Below are 17,221 nucleotides of genomic sequence, written 5' to 3'. Positions count from 1 at the left end.
CTCGACCGCGTAGGAGCCCCGAGACGCTGTGGCGACCGCGGCAGGGCGGTCACCACTCTCATATCCCCCTGAGCCCATCACCGGCAACCAACATATACATGTTACGGGCCGGCACTTCTAAGGCTGTCCGCTGAAAGATACTCATTTTATTCGAAAAACCGGTCATTAGTGCATACATGCCGACTTACTGCCCTAAGTGCCCATCGAGCGCCCTGACCTGCACGGCCGTCCGTTCACGGACCTCGCGTCACTCGACCCTGACCGCGGTGAAGCGGGTCTCGAACCCCTCGCCCTCGGGCGCCGCGCACATGATGCCCGCGAGCGCCGGAACCTCGGGCGGGAAGTACGCGAGGCGCAGCATGCCGACCGGATCGGCACCGTCGAGCCCGTACTTCACGATCACCGTGTCGCCCTCGCGCGCCAACTCCAGGGTCACCGTCTCGGCCGGAACGGAGAGCGTCAGCATCGACCAGTCGGAGAAGTCCCTGGTGACCACCGTACTGAGGTTGAGCCTGCCGTCGACGTACTCGACCCCCGCCTTGATCCAGTTCTTCTCGTCGATCCGGAGCATGGCGCCCGCCTGGTCGTACTGCTCGGCGTAGGAAGCCTGGAACGTCGTGGTCACGCGCAGGTCACCCGGCATGAGCCTGCCGAAGATGTGCGCGGTGTCGTAGGTGTATCCGTAGTGGGTGACCCGCCACAGATCGGTACGGGCGTCGGCGGTCACCCGCAGATCCTCGCCCGCCGACCACTTCGCGGGCTCGTTGACCCACTGCCACTCGCTGAAATCCCCGGTCATCGTGCCTCCTCGCGAGCACCCTACCGATCACCCCGCTGAGAGCGCTTCCAGCGGCGGCCCGTCGCCCGCGCCCTACCGGCCCAATAAGCTTCGGATGTGGCTGACCCGAAGTTCGAGATCCAGATGCTCCACGATCGCGTCATGGTCAAGGTCGAGCACGAGACCGAGGAGCGCCGCAGCTCCGCCGGCATCGTCATCCCGGCCACGGTCACGATGGCGAACCGGCTCGTCTGGGGCGAGGTGTGCGGCGTGGGCGCGAACGCCCGCCTGGTCAAGGTGGGCGACAAGGTCCTGTTCAACTCCGAGGACCAGTACGAGGTCGAGGTGCACGGCCAGGTCTACCTCGTCATGCGCGAGCGCGACCTGCACGCCGTCGCGACCCCCCAGTCCGAGCAGGGCACCGGCCTCTACCTCTGACCCGTCGCGCCTCCCCCGAGAGGGGAGGCGCCCCGGCGCCGCGCCCGGCCGGCCGGTGCTCCCGCGGGTCAGCCGAGCGGGTTCAGGCAGTTGACACGTCCCTCAGGGGGCGAGGCGCGCAGCGCGTCGAGCACCAACCTGTGCACGACGGGATCGACGATCACGCCCACGTGGGCGCTGAGGTCGAGCGGGCACACCTGCTGCAGGAGGATGTTCCGCACCCCGGGCCCGCCGAGGTAGGCCGAGGTGTAGGGAGTGACCACCTCGTCGTACCTCGTGGTGATCACCGTGTAGTCCACCCCGGGCACCGTGTCGCCGCCCGCGTTGAGGTTCGCCAGGAAGGCCGATCCGGCGATCTGCTGGCCGCAGGCCGGGCAGGCTTCGGTGACCGGCCCGATGAGGCCGAGCAGGCGGCCGAGCGCGACCAGGCCGCTGAGGCTGGTGCCGTGGTTGGAGGGCACGATGCCGATCAGCTTGCCCACCTTGGCGGCCCCGCCGAGGAACTTCAGGTAGTAGCGCGGCATCATGCCGCCCTGGGAGTGGCCGACCAGGTCGACCTCGGGCACCCCGGTGGCCGCGAGCACGCGGTCGACGAAGGCCGACAACTGCTCGGCCGACCGGGCGATCTCCCCTGTGCCCTGGATGAGGGCGTCCTGAGTGCCCCCGTAGTTGAGGGCGAAGACGCAGTAGCCGTTCCGCTTCAGCACAGGTGAGAGATGCACCCAGTTGATCGCCATGTTCTCGAAGGTGCCGTGGACCAGGACCACGGGACGCGGGTGAGCGGCCGACGGCCGGCAACTCCAGTCGTTCGCCCCCTGCGGGGAGGTCTCGGCGTGCGCGGTCCCTGTGAAGGCCGAGCTGATCAGTACCGCGCCCGCCAACGCGGAGACGACGACTCGAAAACGCATAACCTTCCTGCCTTCCAGCCATTAGCGCAGGATTGCGACTGAATGTCAGAAAAGTTAAGCGAGTTGGAAGCGAATAACTCTGCCCACGGAAATGAAACGCACCCGCAGACATATCACCGGGATGACAAAACCGCAGTTCAGGCATGCCGAAGAGAACTCGTCTCCATGCCCGGCGCACCCTTTCTCAGTGCTGTACGGCCTGCGCGGCCAGCGCCCGGGCGCGCAGTGCTATTTCCAATTCGAACCGGTCGTCCGGCGCCTTCAACTGGTCGCTGAAAAGCTCCGTCGCCTGCCTCAGCCGGTAACGAACCGTCTGCGGATGAATGTGCAGCCGCGCCGCCACCTCGTTGGCGTTGCCGCTCTGCAGCCATGCCAGCAGGGTCTCGGCGATACGGTCGCGCTGCGCCGGGCGCAGGGCGCGCAGCGGCGCCAGCCGTACCCGCCGCATGATCCTGATCAGCGCCTCGTCCCTGAAGATGATCATCGTGGAGAGATGGTCGGCGCAGCGGATCACCTGGTCGCACGCCAGCACCCCGCGACGGGCCAGCGTGAGCGCCTCCCGCGCCAGCCGCAGCGAGTGAACCGCCTCGTGCACCGGCACCGGGGGACCGAGGACCACGACCCAGTCCCTCAGCGCGACGTCCAGCGCCCGGGCCCGGCCGGGACCCTCGGGGTCGGGCAGGATGAGACACGGATCCGAGCGGTCGAGGTCGGACAGCAGGTCCGGCGGCAGCGCCGGCCTGGCGGCGACGCCCGGCGACCGGGCGGCCAGCGCGACCCCGGCGATGGTCCTGGGCACCGTCCACCGCACCGCCCGCGCCATGTCCTCCACGGCCCGCGAGTCGGCGGGCGGGTCGGACACCAGCAGGTCGAGCAGGCGACGGCGGCGCGACTCCCGCTCGCCCGCCACCTTGATCTGTGCTTCCGCGTAGCCCTCGGCCGCCGCCGCGGCGATCTCGTCCAGGTAGACCAGGATCGCCTCCCCGACCTCGCACATGCGCTGCCGGGAGAGGTTCAGCGTCTCGGATTCCACGGCGAGCCGCCGCCAGGCCACCCGGGCGCAGATCCGCAGGGCCGCCTGGAGCGAGTCCAGCGGCCGTCCCTCGTTGGCCTCACCCTTGCCGATCGCGCGGTAGACCTCCAGCAACCGGCCCTTGCTCGCCCCATTGCCGGCGACGCGGACGAGGAAGTGCCTGAGAGCCTCCTCCACCGCGCGCCGCACGGCCCTGACGTACTCCTCGTCCCCCGGGCGGGAGTACTCCGGCACGCTCGCCTGGATCTCCCTGATCATCTCTTCGGTGAGATCGGCCATGTGGGCACGGATGACGTCCGCGAACTCGCGTGGCACGTGGGACAGCGCCGGGGAGACGGCGCTCACACGAATCCCTGGATGGCACTCACCTGGTGCACCTCTTGTCCGGTGAGGATCGCTCAGTCCGGACGTTACTCCGATCAACGCGATTTTCTTCTGCTTTACCTCACATTTCCCCGCGAGTTGGTGTGCGCTGAGGTGACAATCCGATATTCGGAGACGCTCGCGTGCCGGCCCCTCACGCCACGAAGGCGCGGGCCTGGTCGAGGAGGTCGATGCCGAAGCCGAGCTTGATCGTGAACCAGACCAGCACGGCGGCGGCGGCCAGCGTCACGGCGCCGACGATGATGCGCACGGGCCAGCCCTGGCGCTTGAGCCAGTCGGTCCAGGCGGAGAGGGTCTTCTTGCCGTATTCCAGCAACCGGTGGGCCCATGCGAACTCGGTCGCGAGCACGGCGAGGCCGGCGAAGACGATCAGCCAGCCCGGACCGGGCAACGGCACGAGCAGCAGGCCGCCGATCACGAGCGCGGCCCCCACCACACCGATGATGACCTTCACGGTCAGACGCCCCGTGCGCGTCGAGCGCACGCCGTCCAGCCAGTTCTTGAAACCTTCACGTCTCGAGCTGTTCGTGGCGTCACCGCGCCTGTCGTCGGTCACGGCCACCAGCCACCCCTTAGTTCGACCCCATGTCAATGTCCAGAATAGGTCGGACCCATAGTGCTCACCTCCTCCCCCAGGTAGAACTCGCCGTACGACTCCAGACGGAGACCCGGGGCCCTGGTAGGCGCCGTACCTGCGGCTTTTCGGACGGCCCCCGGCCGCGCCTCGGTACGAGCCGATGGGCCGCGGGGTCCCGAAGACGCGGCCGGACGGGCAAGGTTGGGTCTTCTCAGAGGTCAACAAGCGAGCTATCAACAGCCATAGAGGCAGTGTGATCCAGACACTCCATCCCGAATCAGACTCGCCGGACCACCGGCGCCGCGGTTCCATGTGACTGTGCAGCACCCGAGCGGATGGAGGACACCATGCGTCGATTACCAAGAGCGATGACACGGATACTCTGCGTCATGGCCCTGCTCGCGGCCGGCCTCGGCTCGGTGGCCACGAGCGCTCAGGCCTCCGTACCTGACCGGTGGGGGTTCGCGTTCGTCGACACCACCTCCGGCGTCCCTTCCCTGGCGCACCAGGCGGGCAGTTGGCCGCCCGGGTTCACCGTCCAGGTCTCACCCGGCGCGCTGGGCCAGACGTTCGTGAAGTTCCCGCAGATCGCCAGTCGTTCCGGAGTCGTGCACGTGACCGCGGTGTCGCAGACCGCCGATTGGTGCCAGGTGCAGAAATGGTGGCCGGAGGGCACCGACGAGGTCGTGGCGGTGCAGTGCCACCACTACGGCGGCATGCCGGTGTCCACCCGCTTCTCCATCGTGTTCGAGGAGAGCACCGGCTCGCTGCCCGCGCCGGAGGCGTTCGGCTACGTGCACTGGGACGGGGGCGGCATCGTGACGCAGTTCAACTCGGCGCTCGCCGCGAACAGCGTCGTCCCGACCGGTGTCGGCGTGTGGACCGTCGGCCTCCCAGGGCTCGGATCGACCGGGGTGGCCGGGAACATCCAGGTCACGGCAGTCGACTCCAGCGTCCCTGCCCGCTGCAAGGTGAGCGCGTGGGCGCCGTCCCCCTCGGGGCAGCGCATCCAGGTGAGGTGCCACGACGCGACCAACGTCCCGCTCAAGACCGGGTGGAACCTGACCTACCAGCGGGAGCGGGCGATCACGGGCGCCGCGGTCCCGCCGAAGAACTTCGCCTACGTCTTCGACAACACGCCCGCCGCCCCCGGGCCGTACACGCCGGTGCCGCCGGAGATCAGCTACAACTCGCAGGGCTCCTTCAACGAGATCCAGTCGGCGGCCCCCGGCCAGCGCCTCATGACCTTCCACAAGGTCGGCGTGCTGGAGGACGACGTCCAGGTCACCGCCTTCGGACCGGGTCCGGAATTCTGCAACCTCGTCACCCTGTGGGCCACGTGGGGCAACGAAGTGATCGTTCGCAACGTCATCTGCTACAACGGCGTGACCCGCGTGAACCAGCCCTCGATGGTCACCTACGTCTCGGCCCGGTGACCCATCCCTTGGCGGACGGGACGGGCCCGGTGCGTGGACGGCACCGGACCCGTCCTCCGAGTCAGCTCGCCGTGCAGGTCACCGTCGCGGGGACGGTGTTGGTGGTGGTCCATGTGCTCTGGAAGCCGAACGACGTCGAGGCGCCAGGGCCCAGGTTGCCGTTGTAACTCGCGTTCCGCACCGTGACGTCCGCCGCGGTCTGGGTGTAGGTGCCGTTCCAGAGCTGGCTGATGGTCTGGCCGTTGGCGAAGGTCCACTTCACCGTCCAGCCGGTGATCGCCGCGGTGCCGGTGTTCTTGACCGCGACCTCACCCTGGAAGTTGCCCTGCCAGGATTGGGCGATCCTGTAGGTGCCGGTGCATCCGCCTCCGCCTCCGCCGGGGCCGCTCGTGGTGCTGAAGGTGACCGGGCTTGAGGCGGTGGAGCTGTTGCCGGCCGCGTCACGGGCCACGACATAGAACGTGTACGACGTGCCGGCCGTCAGGCCGGTCAGCGTGAACGACGCGGTGCTCGCCGTGCCGGCCCTCACGTCGGTGGCGCCGGCCTCGCGGTAGACGTCGTAGCCGCTCACCCCGACGTTGTCCGTCGACGCCGTCCACGACAGCGACGCGCCCGAGGAGGTGATCGACGACGCGGTGGGCGTGCCCGGCCTCGACGGCGCCGTGGTGTCGGGAGTGCCCGGGGTGCCGTTGCGGTCGCCGTAGATGATGCCGCGGCCGTTGGTGCCGATGTAGACCCGGCCGTAGATCCGCGGGTCACCGGTCAGCGCCTCGCCGAAGTTGCCGTACTGGTGCTTGTCGTCGTTGATCCGTATCCAGGTGGCCCCGGTGTCGTCGGACCGGTAGACCCCGTGCACGCCGTCGACCCGGCCGATCAGGTAGAGCGCCTGGTACGTCCGGCCGGGCGCGGCCTTGCCGAAGCCGACGTTGTTCGCCTCGGCCACGTTGGCGACCTTGGTGAACGAGGCGCCGGAGTTGGTGGAGTGCCACAGCCCGGACGTGCCGCCGGCCAGCCAGATGTCGCCCTCGGCGCCGGGCAGGGCCTTGAAGTGCACGTTTCCGGTCGACGGGAGCCCGGTGGCGGCCGTCCTTGTGAACGCCGCCCCGCCGTTGGTGCTGACGTAGAAGCCGCCCGCCGAGAAGGCGTAGAACTTGTTCGGGTTGACCCGGTCGGACTCGATCACCGCGTTCGCGGGGACGCCGGACGCCTGGGTCCAGCTGTTGCCGTAGCCGACCGAGTAGACCACCTGCTGGCCGGAGTCGCCCGGCGCCCAGACGAACCTGCTGCCGTTGGCGTTGGCCGCGACCGTGCCGCCGCTGTTGACGCCGCCGGGCTCGGTGCCCTGGAACCAGTTGGCCCCGCCGTCGGTGGAGAACGCCACGTGGCTGTCGTTGGGCCGGTCGGAGTCGGTGAAGTTCCCCGACCTGACCATCACGCTGGGATTGGCCTCGGCGTAGTCGAGGCTGGTCGTGCTGGTGAAGTTGGGCGCCGTGAACATCATGGCCGGGACCCTGGTGAGGTCGTTGTGGCGGAAGCCGCCGATGTCGCCCAGCGCGCTGACCAGCGGAGCGCCGGAAGGCGGGCTGATCAGGTCCAGGACGGCCGTCTCCTCGAGCCCGGCCACCATGGGCCTGATGGTGAACTGACCGCCGGCGTCCCACTGGGTCAGATCGGTGGTGCCGTAGATCGTGGCGCCCGTGCCGTACATCATGCGGTCGGAGTTGAAGGGGTCGATCTCCAGCGACTCGGTCATCCAGCCGAGCTTGGGCGTGGTCTCGGGTGGGGCGGGATTACCGCCGAAGGTCAGCCACGGAGCGGCGGAGATGTCCATCTTGTAGCGGAACGATCGGTTGGGATAGCTGGTGAAATCCCACACCCGGGTCCAGGTGGCTCCCGAGTCGGTGCTGCGGAAGAAGATGACGTCCGGCCACCACGAGATCTGGGTGGCGACCATGAGCGTGCCGGGGTGCTGGCGGTCGACCGTCAGGCCGCTGTAGCCGAAGTAGTCGTCGGCGCTGCTCGACGGGATGGGGCTGATCTGGGTCCACACGCCGGTCGCGGTGGTGTACCGCCACACGTCGCCCTTGGCCCCGTCGTACGGGCCGCCGGTGTCGCTGGTGGCGATGTAGAGATGGCCGTTGGTGGTGTCGAGGACGCCCTTGTGCGCGATGTACCCGGTCGGCTGCCCGGCGACCCGCTCCCAGGAGGTGCCGCCGTTGGTGGTGCGGTAGACGGTGTTGGCCTTGTCCGCGACCCCGACGTAGATCGTCTGTGTCGCGTTCCCCGCCGTGCCGGTGCGCTTGTCGAACGTCACCCAGACGACGCCCTGGTTGTCGCCGAGGTAGGGGTCACCGGGGCTCTGGACGTAGTTGCCGACGTTGGGGAAGTTGGCCACCTTCGCCCAGGTGACGCCGGAGTCGGTGCTGCGCCACAGGCCGTTGCCGCTGGGCGCCCCGAAGTACAGGACGCTGTTCCTGTTGGGGTCGATCGCCAGCCGCTCGCCCATGCCCCGGCCCGGCATGTTGCCGCCGAGCTTGAACGGCAGGGGCGTGCTCTGCCAGGTGGCGCCCTTGTCCCCGGAGCGCAGGATCGCGCCGTTGTTCGGGTCCCAGGAGTTGGTGTACATCCCGGCCGCGGCGTAGACCTTGTTCGGGTCCACGGCGTCGGTGGCGATGCTGACCACCCCGTTCAGGCCCCAGTTGTCGTACCCGACCCAGTCGAGCAGCGGCGTCCAGGTCTGGCTGCTCTGGTTCCACCGGTAGGCGCCGCCGATGTCGGTGCGGGCGTAGATGAGGTCCCTCTGGCTCTGGTTGAAGATGATGCCCGGGACGAACCCGCCGCCGGCGATCTGCACGTTCTTGTAGGTGTACGGCTCGGACGCGGCGGCCACGACCGGCGGGGCCTTGAGGCCGGCCACGAACGACGCGGCCAGCGCGATCGCGAGCAGGCTGAGGAGTTTCTTGCGCATGAACGGTTCCCTTCGAAACGCGGACAACCGCCATGCACGATCAGGTGGGACCCTGACCGTCGACCTCCAGCGTGCATGGTGACGACGAGGCTCCTGACAGCCTCGGCCGCAGGTTCACACAGCCGGGCCCGGCACGTCAATAGTTGGGGGACTAAACTTTCTACCCCCTGGCCGTGAGGCGTGCGGCACGCTGGGCGTACCGGTCACGGCGGTGGCGCACCGGTGGCAGATCGCGTCCACGGTGGTGAACCGGGTCAGGCGACCGGGTACCGGTGCGACCGTCGAACGCATAGTTCACCCCCGCAGCAAGTGAAAGGAGGAAATTTCGGGGTAACGGGGGGTTCGTGCATCTTCACCTCGCTCTAGCGGCGCCGGACCTGAAGCTGGACGTCAACCTGCTTGACTACGCCGTCCTCGCGCTGTACTTCATCACCGTGCTGGGCATCGGCTTCGCCGCACGCCGGGCCATCCACACCAGCCTGGACTTCTTCCTCTCGGGACGGTCGCTTCCCGCCTGGATCACCGGCCTGGCGTTCCTGTCCGCCAACCTCGGCGCCACCGAGATCCTCGGCATGGCCGCCAACGGGGCCCAGTACGGCGTCGCCACCGTGCACTATTACTGGATCGGCGCCGTCCCCGCGATGGTGTTCCTGGGCATCGTGATGATGCCCTTCTACTACCGCTCCAAGGTGCACAGCGTGCCGGACTTCCTGCGGCGTCGCTTCAACGGCCAGACCCAGTTGCTCAACGCGATCACCTTCGCCGCGGCGCAGATCCTGATCGCCGGGATCAACCTGTACGCGCTGGCGATCGTGATGGGTGCGCTGCTCGGCTGGCCGCTGCTGCTGTCGATCGTCGTCTCGGCGGCCATCGTGCTCACCTACGTCGTGCTCGGTGGCCTGTCCTCGGCGATCTACAACGAGGTGATGCAGTTCTTCGTCATCCTCGCCGGCCTGATCCCGGTGACCGTACTCGGGCTGATCAAGGTGGGCGGGTTCTCCGGGCTGGCGGACAAGGTCCGGCAGACCGCGATGGGCGAGCCGGGCCTGCACGCCTGGGCCAACACCGGGTCCGCCGACGCCAACCCCTTGGGCGCGCACTGGGTCGGCATCGTGCTGGGGCTCGGCTTCGTGCTCTCCTTCGGCTACTGGACGACCAACTTCGCCGAGGTGCAGCGAGGGCTGTCGGCGCGCAACACCACGGCGGCGCGGCTCACCCCGATCGTCGCGGCCTACCCCAAGCTGATGATCCCGGCCGTCACCGTGATCCCCGGCCTGGTGGCGCTCGTGCTCTTCAACGATCTCGGCAAGCCGGGCGGCGCCCAGTACAACTACGCGATCCCGCTGCTGATGGGCGACCTGCTGCCCAACGGCGTGCTCGGCATCGCGATCACCGGCCTGCTCGCCTCGTTCATGGCCGGGATGGCGGCCAACATCAGCGGCTTCAACACCGTCTTCACCTACGACATCTGGAAGTCGCACGTGAAGAAGGACAGGCCGGACGAGTACTACCTGCGGCTCGGCCGCCTCGCCACCGTCGGCGGGGTCGTCATGGGCGTCGGCACCGCGCTGATCGCCGCCGGGTTCAGCAACATCATGGTGTACCTGCAGACGCTGTTCTCCTTCTTCAACGCACCGCTGTTCGCGACCTTCATCATCGGCCTGTTCTGGCGCCGGATGACCGCGTGGGCCGGCTTCTGGGGACTGCTGACGGGCACGGTCGCCGCGTTCGCCTCCTACATCCTGTTCCGGATGGGAGTGCTGGACTTCGGCACCGAGCTCAACGCCACCTTCTGGGGCGCGGGCACCGCCTTCGTCGTGGACGCGCTGGTCTCCGTCGCGGTCACCCTCGCCACCACGCCCAAGCCCGAGAGCGAGCTGCGTGGCCTCGTCTACGGGCTCAGCGACGCCTCGATCGCCGACGACGCGCTGGCGGGCGACAAGGCCTGGTACCGCTCACCCATCCTGCTCGGCGCCGGAGCGGTCATCCTCGGCGCCCTGCTGTACATCCCGTTCGCCTGAGACCCATGACCATCACCACCAGCGCCACCACGGCGGCCCTCACGGCCGTGACATTCCATGATCGGAGACCCCTGTGAGCGACGAGACCGGCAGCAAGCGCGTCGCCCGGCTGTTCGACATCCGCCGCATCATCGGCGGGCTGTTCCTCGTGTACGGCCTCGTCCTCACGGTGGTCGGCCTCCTGGACGGGCAGGCCGCCGTGGACAAGGCAGAAGGCGTGCGCATCAACCTCTGGACGGGCGTCGCGATGCTCGTCGCCGCCGCCGTCTTCCTCGTCTGGGAACGGCTGCGCCCTCTCGACGCGCCCGACCCCTCGCGCTCCGAGGAGGAGAAGGAGCCCGGCGACCCGTCCTGACGCCTCCCTCCGATCAGGGCCTGCGGCCGAGGAAGCACAGGAACTCGGTCTGCACGTCCGCTCCGGGCGGCGGAGCGATCCGGGGAAGGAACGCGTCCGTCGCCTGCAGCGCGTCGTAGTGAGGCTTGATCGCCTCGTACGTCGCCGCCACGGCCTCCTCGTCGAGCTTCTCGTCGCCACCGACCGCCCGGGCGAGATCCCAGGTGTGGACGAGGAGCTCCAGCACTCCGATCACGTCGGCGGCGCGCTCCAGCGTCACCAGACCGATCGGGGCCGGAAACGTGTGCAGGGCGAAGGCCGGATCGTCCAGCAGGGCCACGAAGCGCCGCCGGCACTCGTCGAAGGCGGCGGCGAGATCGGCGTCGTCCATCGCCGGCCGGGGATCGGACCCCGGTGGGGCGAAATGCCCGCTCAGCGCCCCCTCGGTGATCATCCGGTGGTTGACGACGACATGGGCCACCACCTCACGCGCCGACCAGCCCTCGCATGGGCTCGGCGCGTCCCACCTGTCCATCGGCGTCGCCTCGATACGCCGGAGGAACTCCCCCGCCAAGCGGTCGTAACGATCTCCCACTACCGACATCTATCTAGCCCTGCCTTTCGCCACGGAACGCGTACGCCACTCCGGCGCACACCGAAGGTAGCAGATAGGTAGGACATTTCCTACCTATCTGACGGGTCGGGCAGACCATGTAAATTTCAGCTGCCGACGAGGCGGAAGCGCAGGTCGCCTGGGTTACGGCGCCCGATTCCTTCCTCTGGAAGGACTCGTGTCCCTACGATCGCGAGGCGACCATGGGAGGTGGCAGATGGCGACGAGGCGTGCGCTCCTGGCGATGGTGACGGCGTTGATCGGAGTCCTGGCCTATGTGATCATCACGCCCGCGCTTCCGGCGCGGGCCGCGACCGTGAGGATCATGCCGCTGGGTGACTCCATCACCGGCTCCCCCGGCTGCTGGCGCGCCCTCCTGTGGAACAAGCTGGCCCAGGGCGGCTATACCGGCCTCGACTTCGTCGGCACCCTGCCACCCCAGGGGTGCGGGGTGTCGTACGACGGCGACAACGAGGGGCACGGCGGGGCCCTCGTCACCAACGTGGCCGACCAGAACCAGCTTCCCGGCTGGCTCTCCACCACCAGGCCCGACATCGTCATGATGCACTTCGGGACCAACGACGTGTGGAGCAACCGGCCGACGGCCACGATCCTCGCGGCGTACGGCAAGCTGGTCGACCAGATGCGGGCCGCCAACCCCGCCACGAAGATCCTCGTCGCCCAGATCATCCCGATGAACCCCAGCACCTGCGCCGAATGCGCCCAGCGGACCGTCGCGCTGAACGCCGCCATCCCCGGCTGGGCACAGTCGAAGACGACCACGCAGTCGCCGATCGTGGTCGTGGACCAGTGGACCGGGTTCAGCACGGCCGCTGACACCTATGACGGCGTGCACCCGAACAGCGCGGGCGACCAGAAGATGGCCGACAAGTGGTACCCGGCCCTCGCCCGCCTGCTCGGCACGAACCCGCCCACCACACCCACGCCAACCCCAACGCCCACCCCCACCACCTCCACGCCACCGCCCTCGGGCACGAGATGCTCGGCCACCTACAAGATCGCCAACTCGTGGCAGGGCGGCTTCGGCGGAGAGGTGACGGTCAGGAACACCGGCTCGGCGCCGATCAACGGCTGGACGACCACGTGGACCTTCCCCAACGGCCAGACGATCACACAGCTCTGGAACGGCGCCCCGACCCAGACCGGCAGCACCGTGACGGTCAGGAACCTCGGCTACAACGGCAACCTGGCCGCGTCCGCCTCCACCGTCTTCGGCTTCAACGCCACCTGGACCACCACCAACAACCCCCCGGCCACCATCACCTGCACCCCCTCCTGACCACCCCGAGCCGCCACCGTCGACTCCCACCACTCTCGACTCCCACCACCCCGCGACTCCCCCGGCACGGTCCCCTGGTCCGATCGGCCCAGGGTGGGCGGCTCATTCCAGGGCGTCAGCCGCCCACCCTGGACCTGATCACCACCCGTCCAGGCGAGCCCGTATCAAACTTGTCCAGGGACGAGCTAAAGTGAACAACTCCCCATGCTCACACGGATCCCAACTTATGAGAGACTCCAGGCTTGCGGGGCGGTAGCTCAGCCGGTCAGAGCAGCGGACTCATAATCCGTCGGTCGTGGGTTCAAGTCCCACCCGCCCTACTCGCGATCATGCCCCTCACCTGCAAGTTCACATGATCCACTTCTACTCTGGAGCATTGTTCTGCACTGGGGGGATCGCTGGGGGATCGTCCGCGCAAGGTCAGCGCGCCGATGATCGTTCCGGCGTAGTGCGGCGAGCATGTGTGGTCGGGACGCCTAGCTTGAGACGGGCATGGGAGTCCAACATGCGATGGCCTGCCTGTCAGACCGCGGCCCCGGTATCGCAGATGCCGGCCTCACGCCTCGCCGAGCGACCAATACGGCCCACGGTGGCTCTCCGCCGCCTGCGGGTGATACCAGGCCAGGGCAACTGGTCGGCGGCCAGACCGCCGGCCAAATGATCAAGATCGGCGAGCATCTTGGTTGCAGCGTGGCCGGCCACGTGCACCACCAGCTAGTACGGTGACCACGAACGTCCACCGGGTTGATCGGCAGGCCGGTTCATGGAGGCGTTCAGGTTAGCCAGCCCATGGGATGATCAAAACATGGCTGATGTGGAGTCGCTTTCAGAGATCCGCGCTCGTATCGACGCTATCGACGCCGACCTGATCCGTCTGCTGGCCGACCGACAGTCCCTGGTACGGGCGGCTGCCGCGTTCAAGGCCGATGAGCAGGCGGTTCGCGCGCCCGCTCGAGTAGAGCAGGTGATCGCGCTGGCACGTGAGCGCGCCATTACAGCGGGGTTGGCGCCCGTGGTCGCCGAAGCGGTGTGGCAAGCGATGATCGAGGCCTTCATCGAACTGGAAATCGCCGAGCAGGCTCGACATGGCGGCCACGTGCCAACGAAACGGCCAACCCGGTGAACGTTCATGGTCACCGCACTGGCCGATGTCGCTCATCTGTGCGACCCTGCCGCTGGGATCACCAGCGCGGCGGTTTTCTCCGCGGCGGCTTTGGCGACTTCGGGGTAGACCGAGGTGTAGGTGTCGCGGGTGAAGCTGGAGGAGGTGTGCCCCAAGGTCTCTTGGACGATCTTCACATCCACCCCGGCGGCGAGCATCATCGAGGCGGCCCCGTGGCGCAGGTCATGCAGCCGGATCGGCGGCAGACCGGCGGTGTATGCCAGCCAGCAGAACTGATCGGTCAGGTGCTGGGGATGCAGCCGGGACCCATCAGGGTTGGTGAAGACGAATCCTGAGTCCACTCGGGCCGGGCCGGCGGCGAGCAGTTCCCTGGCTTGCCGCTTGCGGTGCGCTTGGAGGATCGTCATGGTCTGGGCGTCCAGGGCGATGACGCGCTCGGAGGCGTCGGTTTTCGGTTTTCCTTCAATGGTGTCCCAGCCGAGTTGGATGACCTGCCAGCACACCGCCACCACTCCTGAGTCCAGGTCTACATCCTTCCACCGCAGCCCGCAGGCCTCGCCACGGCGTAATCCCCGCAAGGCGACCAGCCGATACAGCGCGAACAGCCGATGGGTAGCAGCGGCGGCCAGAAACCGGCCGGTCTGCTCGGGGGTCCACACCATCACCGGAGAAGGACGGGGCGCACCGATCCAGGTGTCGACCACATTGATCCGTTTCCCGGCCGCGCGTCCTTTGACTGTGGCCAAGTGGCGGGCGTGCTCGCCCTGCCAGTGCCGGACCCGCTCGGCGGTCCAGACCAGCGCCTTGGGTCGCACCGCGTCCGGCAGCTCGATCACCGCGGCCGGGTTGAAGTCGATCAGCCGCTCTTGTTTGATCGCCAGATTCAGCGCGTGCCGCAGCGTGGCGCGGATGCGGTGCATCGTGGCCGGCGACACCGGCCTACGGCCCCGCACCCCGGCGCGCAGGAACGCCGCCAACACCGGATCCAAGGTGCCCAGCTGCACGAGGTCGTTCAAGGTGACATCGACGTGGCGGTGAAAACGCAGCGACACACACGGGTAGGGGGTGACCGACATCACCGCGCTGAGCCGCAACTCCTCGCCCAATGCGGCGTTCAGCAGTGGGTTGGTCCAGCTGAACTCCCTGGGGTTGGCGCTTTGGTAGGTGCTCCACCGCTGAACTTTGCCGATCAGTTCCTCATTTGATGCGGCGACCGCCGGACCGCGCTCGATCCGTCCGTCGCGGTAGCTGACCCATACCTGGTCGCACCCATTGATGTCGATGTTCTCCACCTCGGGATCGGCGACGATCTGCGCTAACGGGCCCATCCCATACAGCTCTTCATACAGCGCCCGCGCCAGCCTGGCCTGCGTCGCGGCGGTCACCGAGGTACCCGAACGCATCTGCTCTTGCGCCCAACCGGCCACACATGAGCGGATGAGCGCCATTGCCGCGTCCGGGTGCTCCTCCCCCGCCTCCTGCAACGCCTGGGTGACCACAGGGGTCATCGCGCTCACGGTCTGCGCGAACCCCGCCGCATCGTGACCCTCAACCGACAGCGCAGGGGGCGAAGGCGTGTCAGAGCGACCGGGGAGCCTGCCGCCGAGCGGCAGCTGATCGGGACGGTTACCCCAAGACGTCGGAAGCCCAGGAGGTGGCCACACCCGGCCGCCGCGTCCACCCGGCTGGCTCATCGCCCACTCCTGCGCCCGGAACCAGCCGAAGCCGGTCGCCTCGCCGCTTGGGCCGGCTCGGCCATGCGTCGCAGCGCCACCACCAGCCCTGTAGCCGCCTGGAGAAAGGTGGTCACCCGGGTCCATCGGCGCGGCACAATGCCATCGGAGAAGTACGCCGCCGCCTGAGCATCAGCGGGAAGCCGGCCCACCACCGGGAGCCCATCCAGTGCTTCGCTGACTTCCCAGTACTTGTAGGGACCCTCCCCGACCACGCACAACGCCACAGGAAGTGCCCCTTGGCCACCAGGGCCGTACCCCAGCGCCTCCAGTCGGTGCCGGGCCGCGTCCACCTGGCGCAACGTGGGCCGTACCACCATGCACAGCAGATCGACCGCACCTAGTAGCGCATACGGGGTCTCTCGATCGCCGATGCGGCCCAGATCCAGCAAGACATCGGCCTGGTCTCCCATAGCGGTCACCAGCGCCTCGGCGATCGCCGGCCATACTCCATCCAGTTGTGCAGCTTGGCGTGGGTCCTGCAATCCGGGGAGCAGCCGCCACCGCACCGAAGGATCCACCCGGACCAGGTGCTGCCACACCACCTCGGGGTCGGTGTTGTGTGCCAGTGCCAGGCCGAGCTCGAGCAGTCCCGGCGCCGGGGGCATCCGCCCCGACAGGTGCCCGGCGAGCACCGAGCCGCCTGAAGGATCGCATTCGGCCAGCAATGCCCGCTCCGGCCAGCTGTAGGTCACCGCCAACGCCGTGGTGGTGACTCCAGGAGATCCACCCGCGGATGCGAACGCATATACAGCCATCTCAGCGACTCCGCGGAATGAGAGTGAGTGCGACATGCCCAGCCGCGGCGTACTGGGCGACCAGGGGAGCCGCCCTGTCCTCGATGAGCACGTCTACGACGACGAACCCGTCCACGTTGGGGCCGGCCACCTGGGAGACCACAGCGGGGACACCTGAGGCCGGAAGAGCTCTCGTCGGCCTTATCGTGGCGATGGTCGCGTCGGCCTGGTTGGCGGTCGCGTTCTGCTCATCGTTGGTGGGAACCACCTTGATCGGGTCTCCGGGGTGCAGCCCCCGCGCCGGCACCTGGCTGGGTTTGACGGCGACGACGACCACCTGCTGACCGGGACCGGGCGTGGTCTGGCTGGTCAAGGCGGAGACGGCCAACAGCATGCCGGCCTTGAGATCCACTGCGGCGATCTGGCCGACCACCTGGCTGCTCTGCTGCTTCCTCGGCAAGATCACCGACCGCAACGGCAACACCACCCAGGTCACCCACGACGAGCGTGGCAACGAACTCAGCATCACCAAATGCCGATCGGCCGGGGACTGCCAGACCTCCTACGCCGCTTACTACCTCAACGCCGCCGACAAGTTCGACCCACGCAACGACCAGATGACCGCCTACCGGGACGCGCGGTCGACGAGCAGCACTAGCAACACCTACGCCATCAAGTGGGACTACACGGCGTTCGGCGAGAAGTCCAAGGAGACGACGCCGGTCACCACGGATTTCCCCAGCGGTCGCTCCACCATCTATGCCTACACCGACGGGACAGAGACGGCGGCCGGTGGCGGCCTCACGCCCGCCGGCCTGGTGAAGAGCGAGACCGATCC

General features: G+C 68.1%; 16 protein-coding genes and 1 tRNA gene. 8 read left to right on the top strand and 9 right to left on the bottom strand.

Annotated features, from left to right (window positions below):
* Positions 1-247 precede the first annotated feature (247 nt).
* On the bottom strand, positions 248-799 hold the full coding sequence (locus ABD810_RS23290) for a DUF1349 domain-containing protein (protein WP_344944131.1): 552 nt from the start codon (positions 797-799) through the stop codon (positions 248-250).
* Between the two features lie 96 nt (positions 800-895).
* On the opposite strand from ABD810_RS23290, the gene ABD810_RS23285 reads away from it, so the two are divergent.
* Entirely contained in the window at positions 896-1,216 is a 321-nt protein-coding gene (locus tag ABD810_RS23285) for a GroES family chaperonin (protein WP_344944128.1), read from the top strand.
* 68 nt (positions 1,217-1,284) lie between these two features.
* On the opposite strand, the gene ABD810_RS23280 is transcribed toward ABD810_RS23285, so the two are convergent.
* From ABD810_RS23280 to ABD810_RS23270, 3 genes are all read right to left on the bottom strand, one after another.
* Positions 1,285-2,124, bottom strand: coding sequence for an esterase/lipase family protein (locus ABD810_RS23280; RefSeq protein WP_344944123.1), 840 nt, complete (start codon positions 2,122-2,124; stop codon positions 1,285-1,287).
* A 184-nt stretch (positions 2,125-2,308) separates the two neighbouring features.
* Positions 2,309-3,502 (bottom strand): PucR-like N-terminal domain-containing protein, encoded by a 1,194-nt coding sequence (locus ABD810_RS23275; protein WP_344944120.1) that lies wholly within the window; start codon positions 3,500-3,502, stop codon positions 2,309-2,311.
* A 172-nt stretch (positions 3,503-3,674) separates the two neighbouring features.
* Positions 3,675-4,103, bottom strand: a complete 429-nt coding sequence (locus tag ABD810_RS23270; protein WP_344944115.1) for a TIGR02611 family protein — start codon at positions 4,101-4,103, stop codon at positions 3,675-3,677.
* A gap of 383 nt (positions 4,104-4,486) precedes the next feature.
* Here ABD810_RS23270 and ABD810_RS23265 point away from each other — a divergent pair, with 383 nt between their 5' ends.
* On the top strand, positions 4,487-5,554 hold the full coding sequence (locus ABD810_RS23265; protein ID WP_344944110.1) for a hypothetical protein: 1,068 nt from the start codon (positions 4,487-4,489) through the stop codon (positions 5,552-5,554).
* A 61-nt stretch (positions 5,555-5,615) separates the two neighbouring features.
* On the opposite strand, the gene ABD810_RS23260 is transcribed toward ABD810_RS23265, so the two are convergent.
* Positions 5,616-8,522, bottom strand: coding sequence for a cellulose binding domain-containing protein (locus ABD810_RS23260; protein ID WP_344944107.1), 2,907 nt, complete (start codon positions 8,520-8,522; stop codon positions 5,616-5,618).
* A gap of 344 nt (positions 8,523-8,866) precedes the next feature.
* On the opposite strand from ABD810_RS23260, the gene ABD810_RS23255 reads away from it, so the two are divergent.
* Both ABD810_RS23255 and ABD810_RS23250 read left to right on the top strand, forming a co-directional pair.
* Positions 8,867-10,543, top strand: a complete 1,677-nt coding sequence (locus tag ABD810_RS23255) for a sodium:solute symporter family protein (RefSeq protein ID WP_344944104.1) — start codon at positions 8,867-8,869, stop codon at positions 10,541-10,543.
* Positions 10,544-10,616: 73 nt separating this feature from the next.
* Positions 10,617-10,898 (top strand): hypothetical protein, encoded by a 282-nt coding sequence (locus ABD810_RS23250; protein WP_344944102.1) that lies wholly within the window; start codon positions 10,617-10,619, stop codon positions 10,896-10,898.
* 13 nt (positions 10,899-10,911) lie between these two features.
* Here ABD810_RS23250 and ABD810_RS23245 read toward each other — a convergent pair whose 3' ends face one another.
* Positions 10,912-11,481 carry a TIGR03086 family metal-binding protein gene (locus tag ABD810_RS23245; protein WP_344944099.1) on the bottom strand — a complete coding sequence of 190 codons (570 nt, stop codon included), beginning with the start codon at positions 11,479-11,481 and terminating at the stop codon, positions 10,912-10,914.
* A gap of 226 nt (positions 11,482-11,707) precedes the next feature.
* Between ABD810_RS23245 and ABD810_RS23240 the strand changes: the two genes are divergently transcribed.
* The 3 genes from ABD810_RS23240 to ABD810_RS23230 all read left to right on the top strand — a co-directional run bounded on the left by ABD810_RS23240 (position 11,708) and on the right by ABD810_RS23230 (position 13,913).
* Positions 11,708-12,790, top strand: coding sequence for a cellulose binding domain-containing protein (locus ABD810_RS23240; RefSeq protein WP_344944096.1), 1,083 nt, complete (start codon positions 11,708-11,710; stop codon positions 12,788-12,790).
* A gap of 246 nt (positions 12,791-13,036) precedes the next feature.
* A tRNA-Ile gene (locus ABD810_RS23235) sits at positions 13,037-13,110 on the top strand.
* Positions 13,111-13,595: 485 nt separating this feature from the next.
* Positions 13,596-13,913, top strand: a complete 318-nt coding sequence (locus ABD810_RS23230; protein WP_344944093.1) for a chorismate mutase — start codon at positions 13,596-13,598, stop codon at positions 13,911-13,913.
* A gap of 32 nt (positions 13,914-13,945) precedes the next feature.
* Here ABD810_RS23230 and ABD810_RS23225 read toward each other — a convergent pair whose 3' ends face one another.
* The 3 genes from ABD810_RS23225 to ABD810_RS23215 all read right to left on the bottom strand — a co-directional run bounded on the left by ABD810_RS23225 (position 13,946) and on the right by ABD810_RS23215 (position 16,777).
* Positions 13,946-15,421 carry a tyrosine-type recombinase/integrase gene (locus ABD810_RS23225; protein WP_344944090.1) on the bottom strand — a complete coding sequence of 492 codons (1,476 nt, stop codon included), beginning with the start codon at positions 15,419-15,421 and terminating at the stop codon, positions 13,946-13,948.
* A gap of 182 nt (positions 15,422-15,603) precedes the next feature.
* Positions 15,604-16,341: a hypothetical protein gene (locus ABD810_RS23220; RefSeq protein WP_344944087.1), complete on the bottom strand. Its 738-nt coding sequence runs from the start codon at positions 16,339-16,341 to the stop codon at positions 15,604-15,606.
* A gap of 64 nt (positions 16,342-16,405) precedes the next feature.
* A complete protein-coding gene (locus ABD810_RS23215) occupies positions 16,406-16,777 on the bottom strand; it encodes a hypothetical protein (protein WP_344944084.1) in 372 nt (123 codons plus the stop codon).
* 7 nt (positions 16,778-16,784) lie between these two features.
* Between ABD810_RS23215 and ABD810_RS23210 the strand changes: the two genes are divergently transcribed.
* On the top strand, positions 16,785-17,221 hold a 437-nt coding region (locus ABD810_RS23210; RefSeq protein ID WP_344944081.1), incomplete at its 3' end, for a hypothetical protein.

It is taken from the genome of Sphaerisporangium flaviroseum (genome assembly GCF_039537005.1).
In the GTDB taxonomy this organism is placed as follows: Bacteria; Actinomycetota; Actinomycetes; order Streptosporangiales; family Streptosporangiaceae; genus Sphaerisporangium; species Sphaerisporangium flaviroseum.
This window is presented reverse-complemented; position numbering and strand designations above follow the sequence as displayed.

Coding starts and splice junctions, on each gene's coding strand:
- ABD810_RS23225 (WP_344944090.1), bottom strand. CDS start 15,421: ATGACCCCTGTGGTCACCCAGGCGTTGCAGGAGGCGGGGGAGGAGCAC.
- ABD810_RS23245 (WP_344944099.1), bottom strand. CDS start 11,481: ATGTCGGTAGTGGGAGATCGTTACGACCGCTTGGCGGGGGAGTTCCTC.
- ABD810_RS23260 (WP_344944107.1), bottom strand. CDS start 8,522: ATGCGCAAGAAACTCCTCAGCCTGCTCGCGATCGCGCTGGCCGCGTCG.
- ABD810_RS23290 (WP_344944131.1), bottom strand. CDS start 799: ATGACCGGGGATTTCAGCGAGTGGCAGTGGGTCAACGAGCCCGCGAAG.
- ABD810_RS23240 (WP_344944096.1), top strand. CDS start 11,708: ATGGCGACGAGGCGTGCGCTCCTGGCGATGGTGACGGCGTTGATCGGA.
- ABD810_RS23265 (WP_344944110.1), top strand. CDS start 4,487: ATGACACGGATACTCTGCGTCATGGCCCTGCTCGCGGCCGGCCTCGGC.
- ABD810_RS23215 (WP_344944084.1), bottom strand. CDS start 16,777: ATGCTGTTGGCCGTCTCCGCCTTGACCAGCCAGACCACGCCCGGTCCC.
- ABD810_RS23280 (WP_344944123.1), bottom strand. CDS start 2,124: ATGCGTTTTCGAGTCGTCGTCTCCGCGTTGGCGGGCGCGGTACTGATC.
- ABD810_RS23230 (WP_344944093.1), top strand. CDS start 13,596: ATGGCTGATGTGGAGTCGCTTTCAGAGATCCGCGCTCGTATCGACGCT.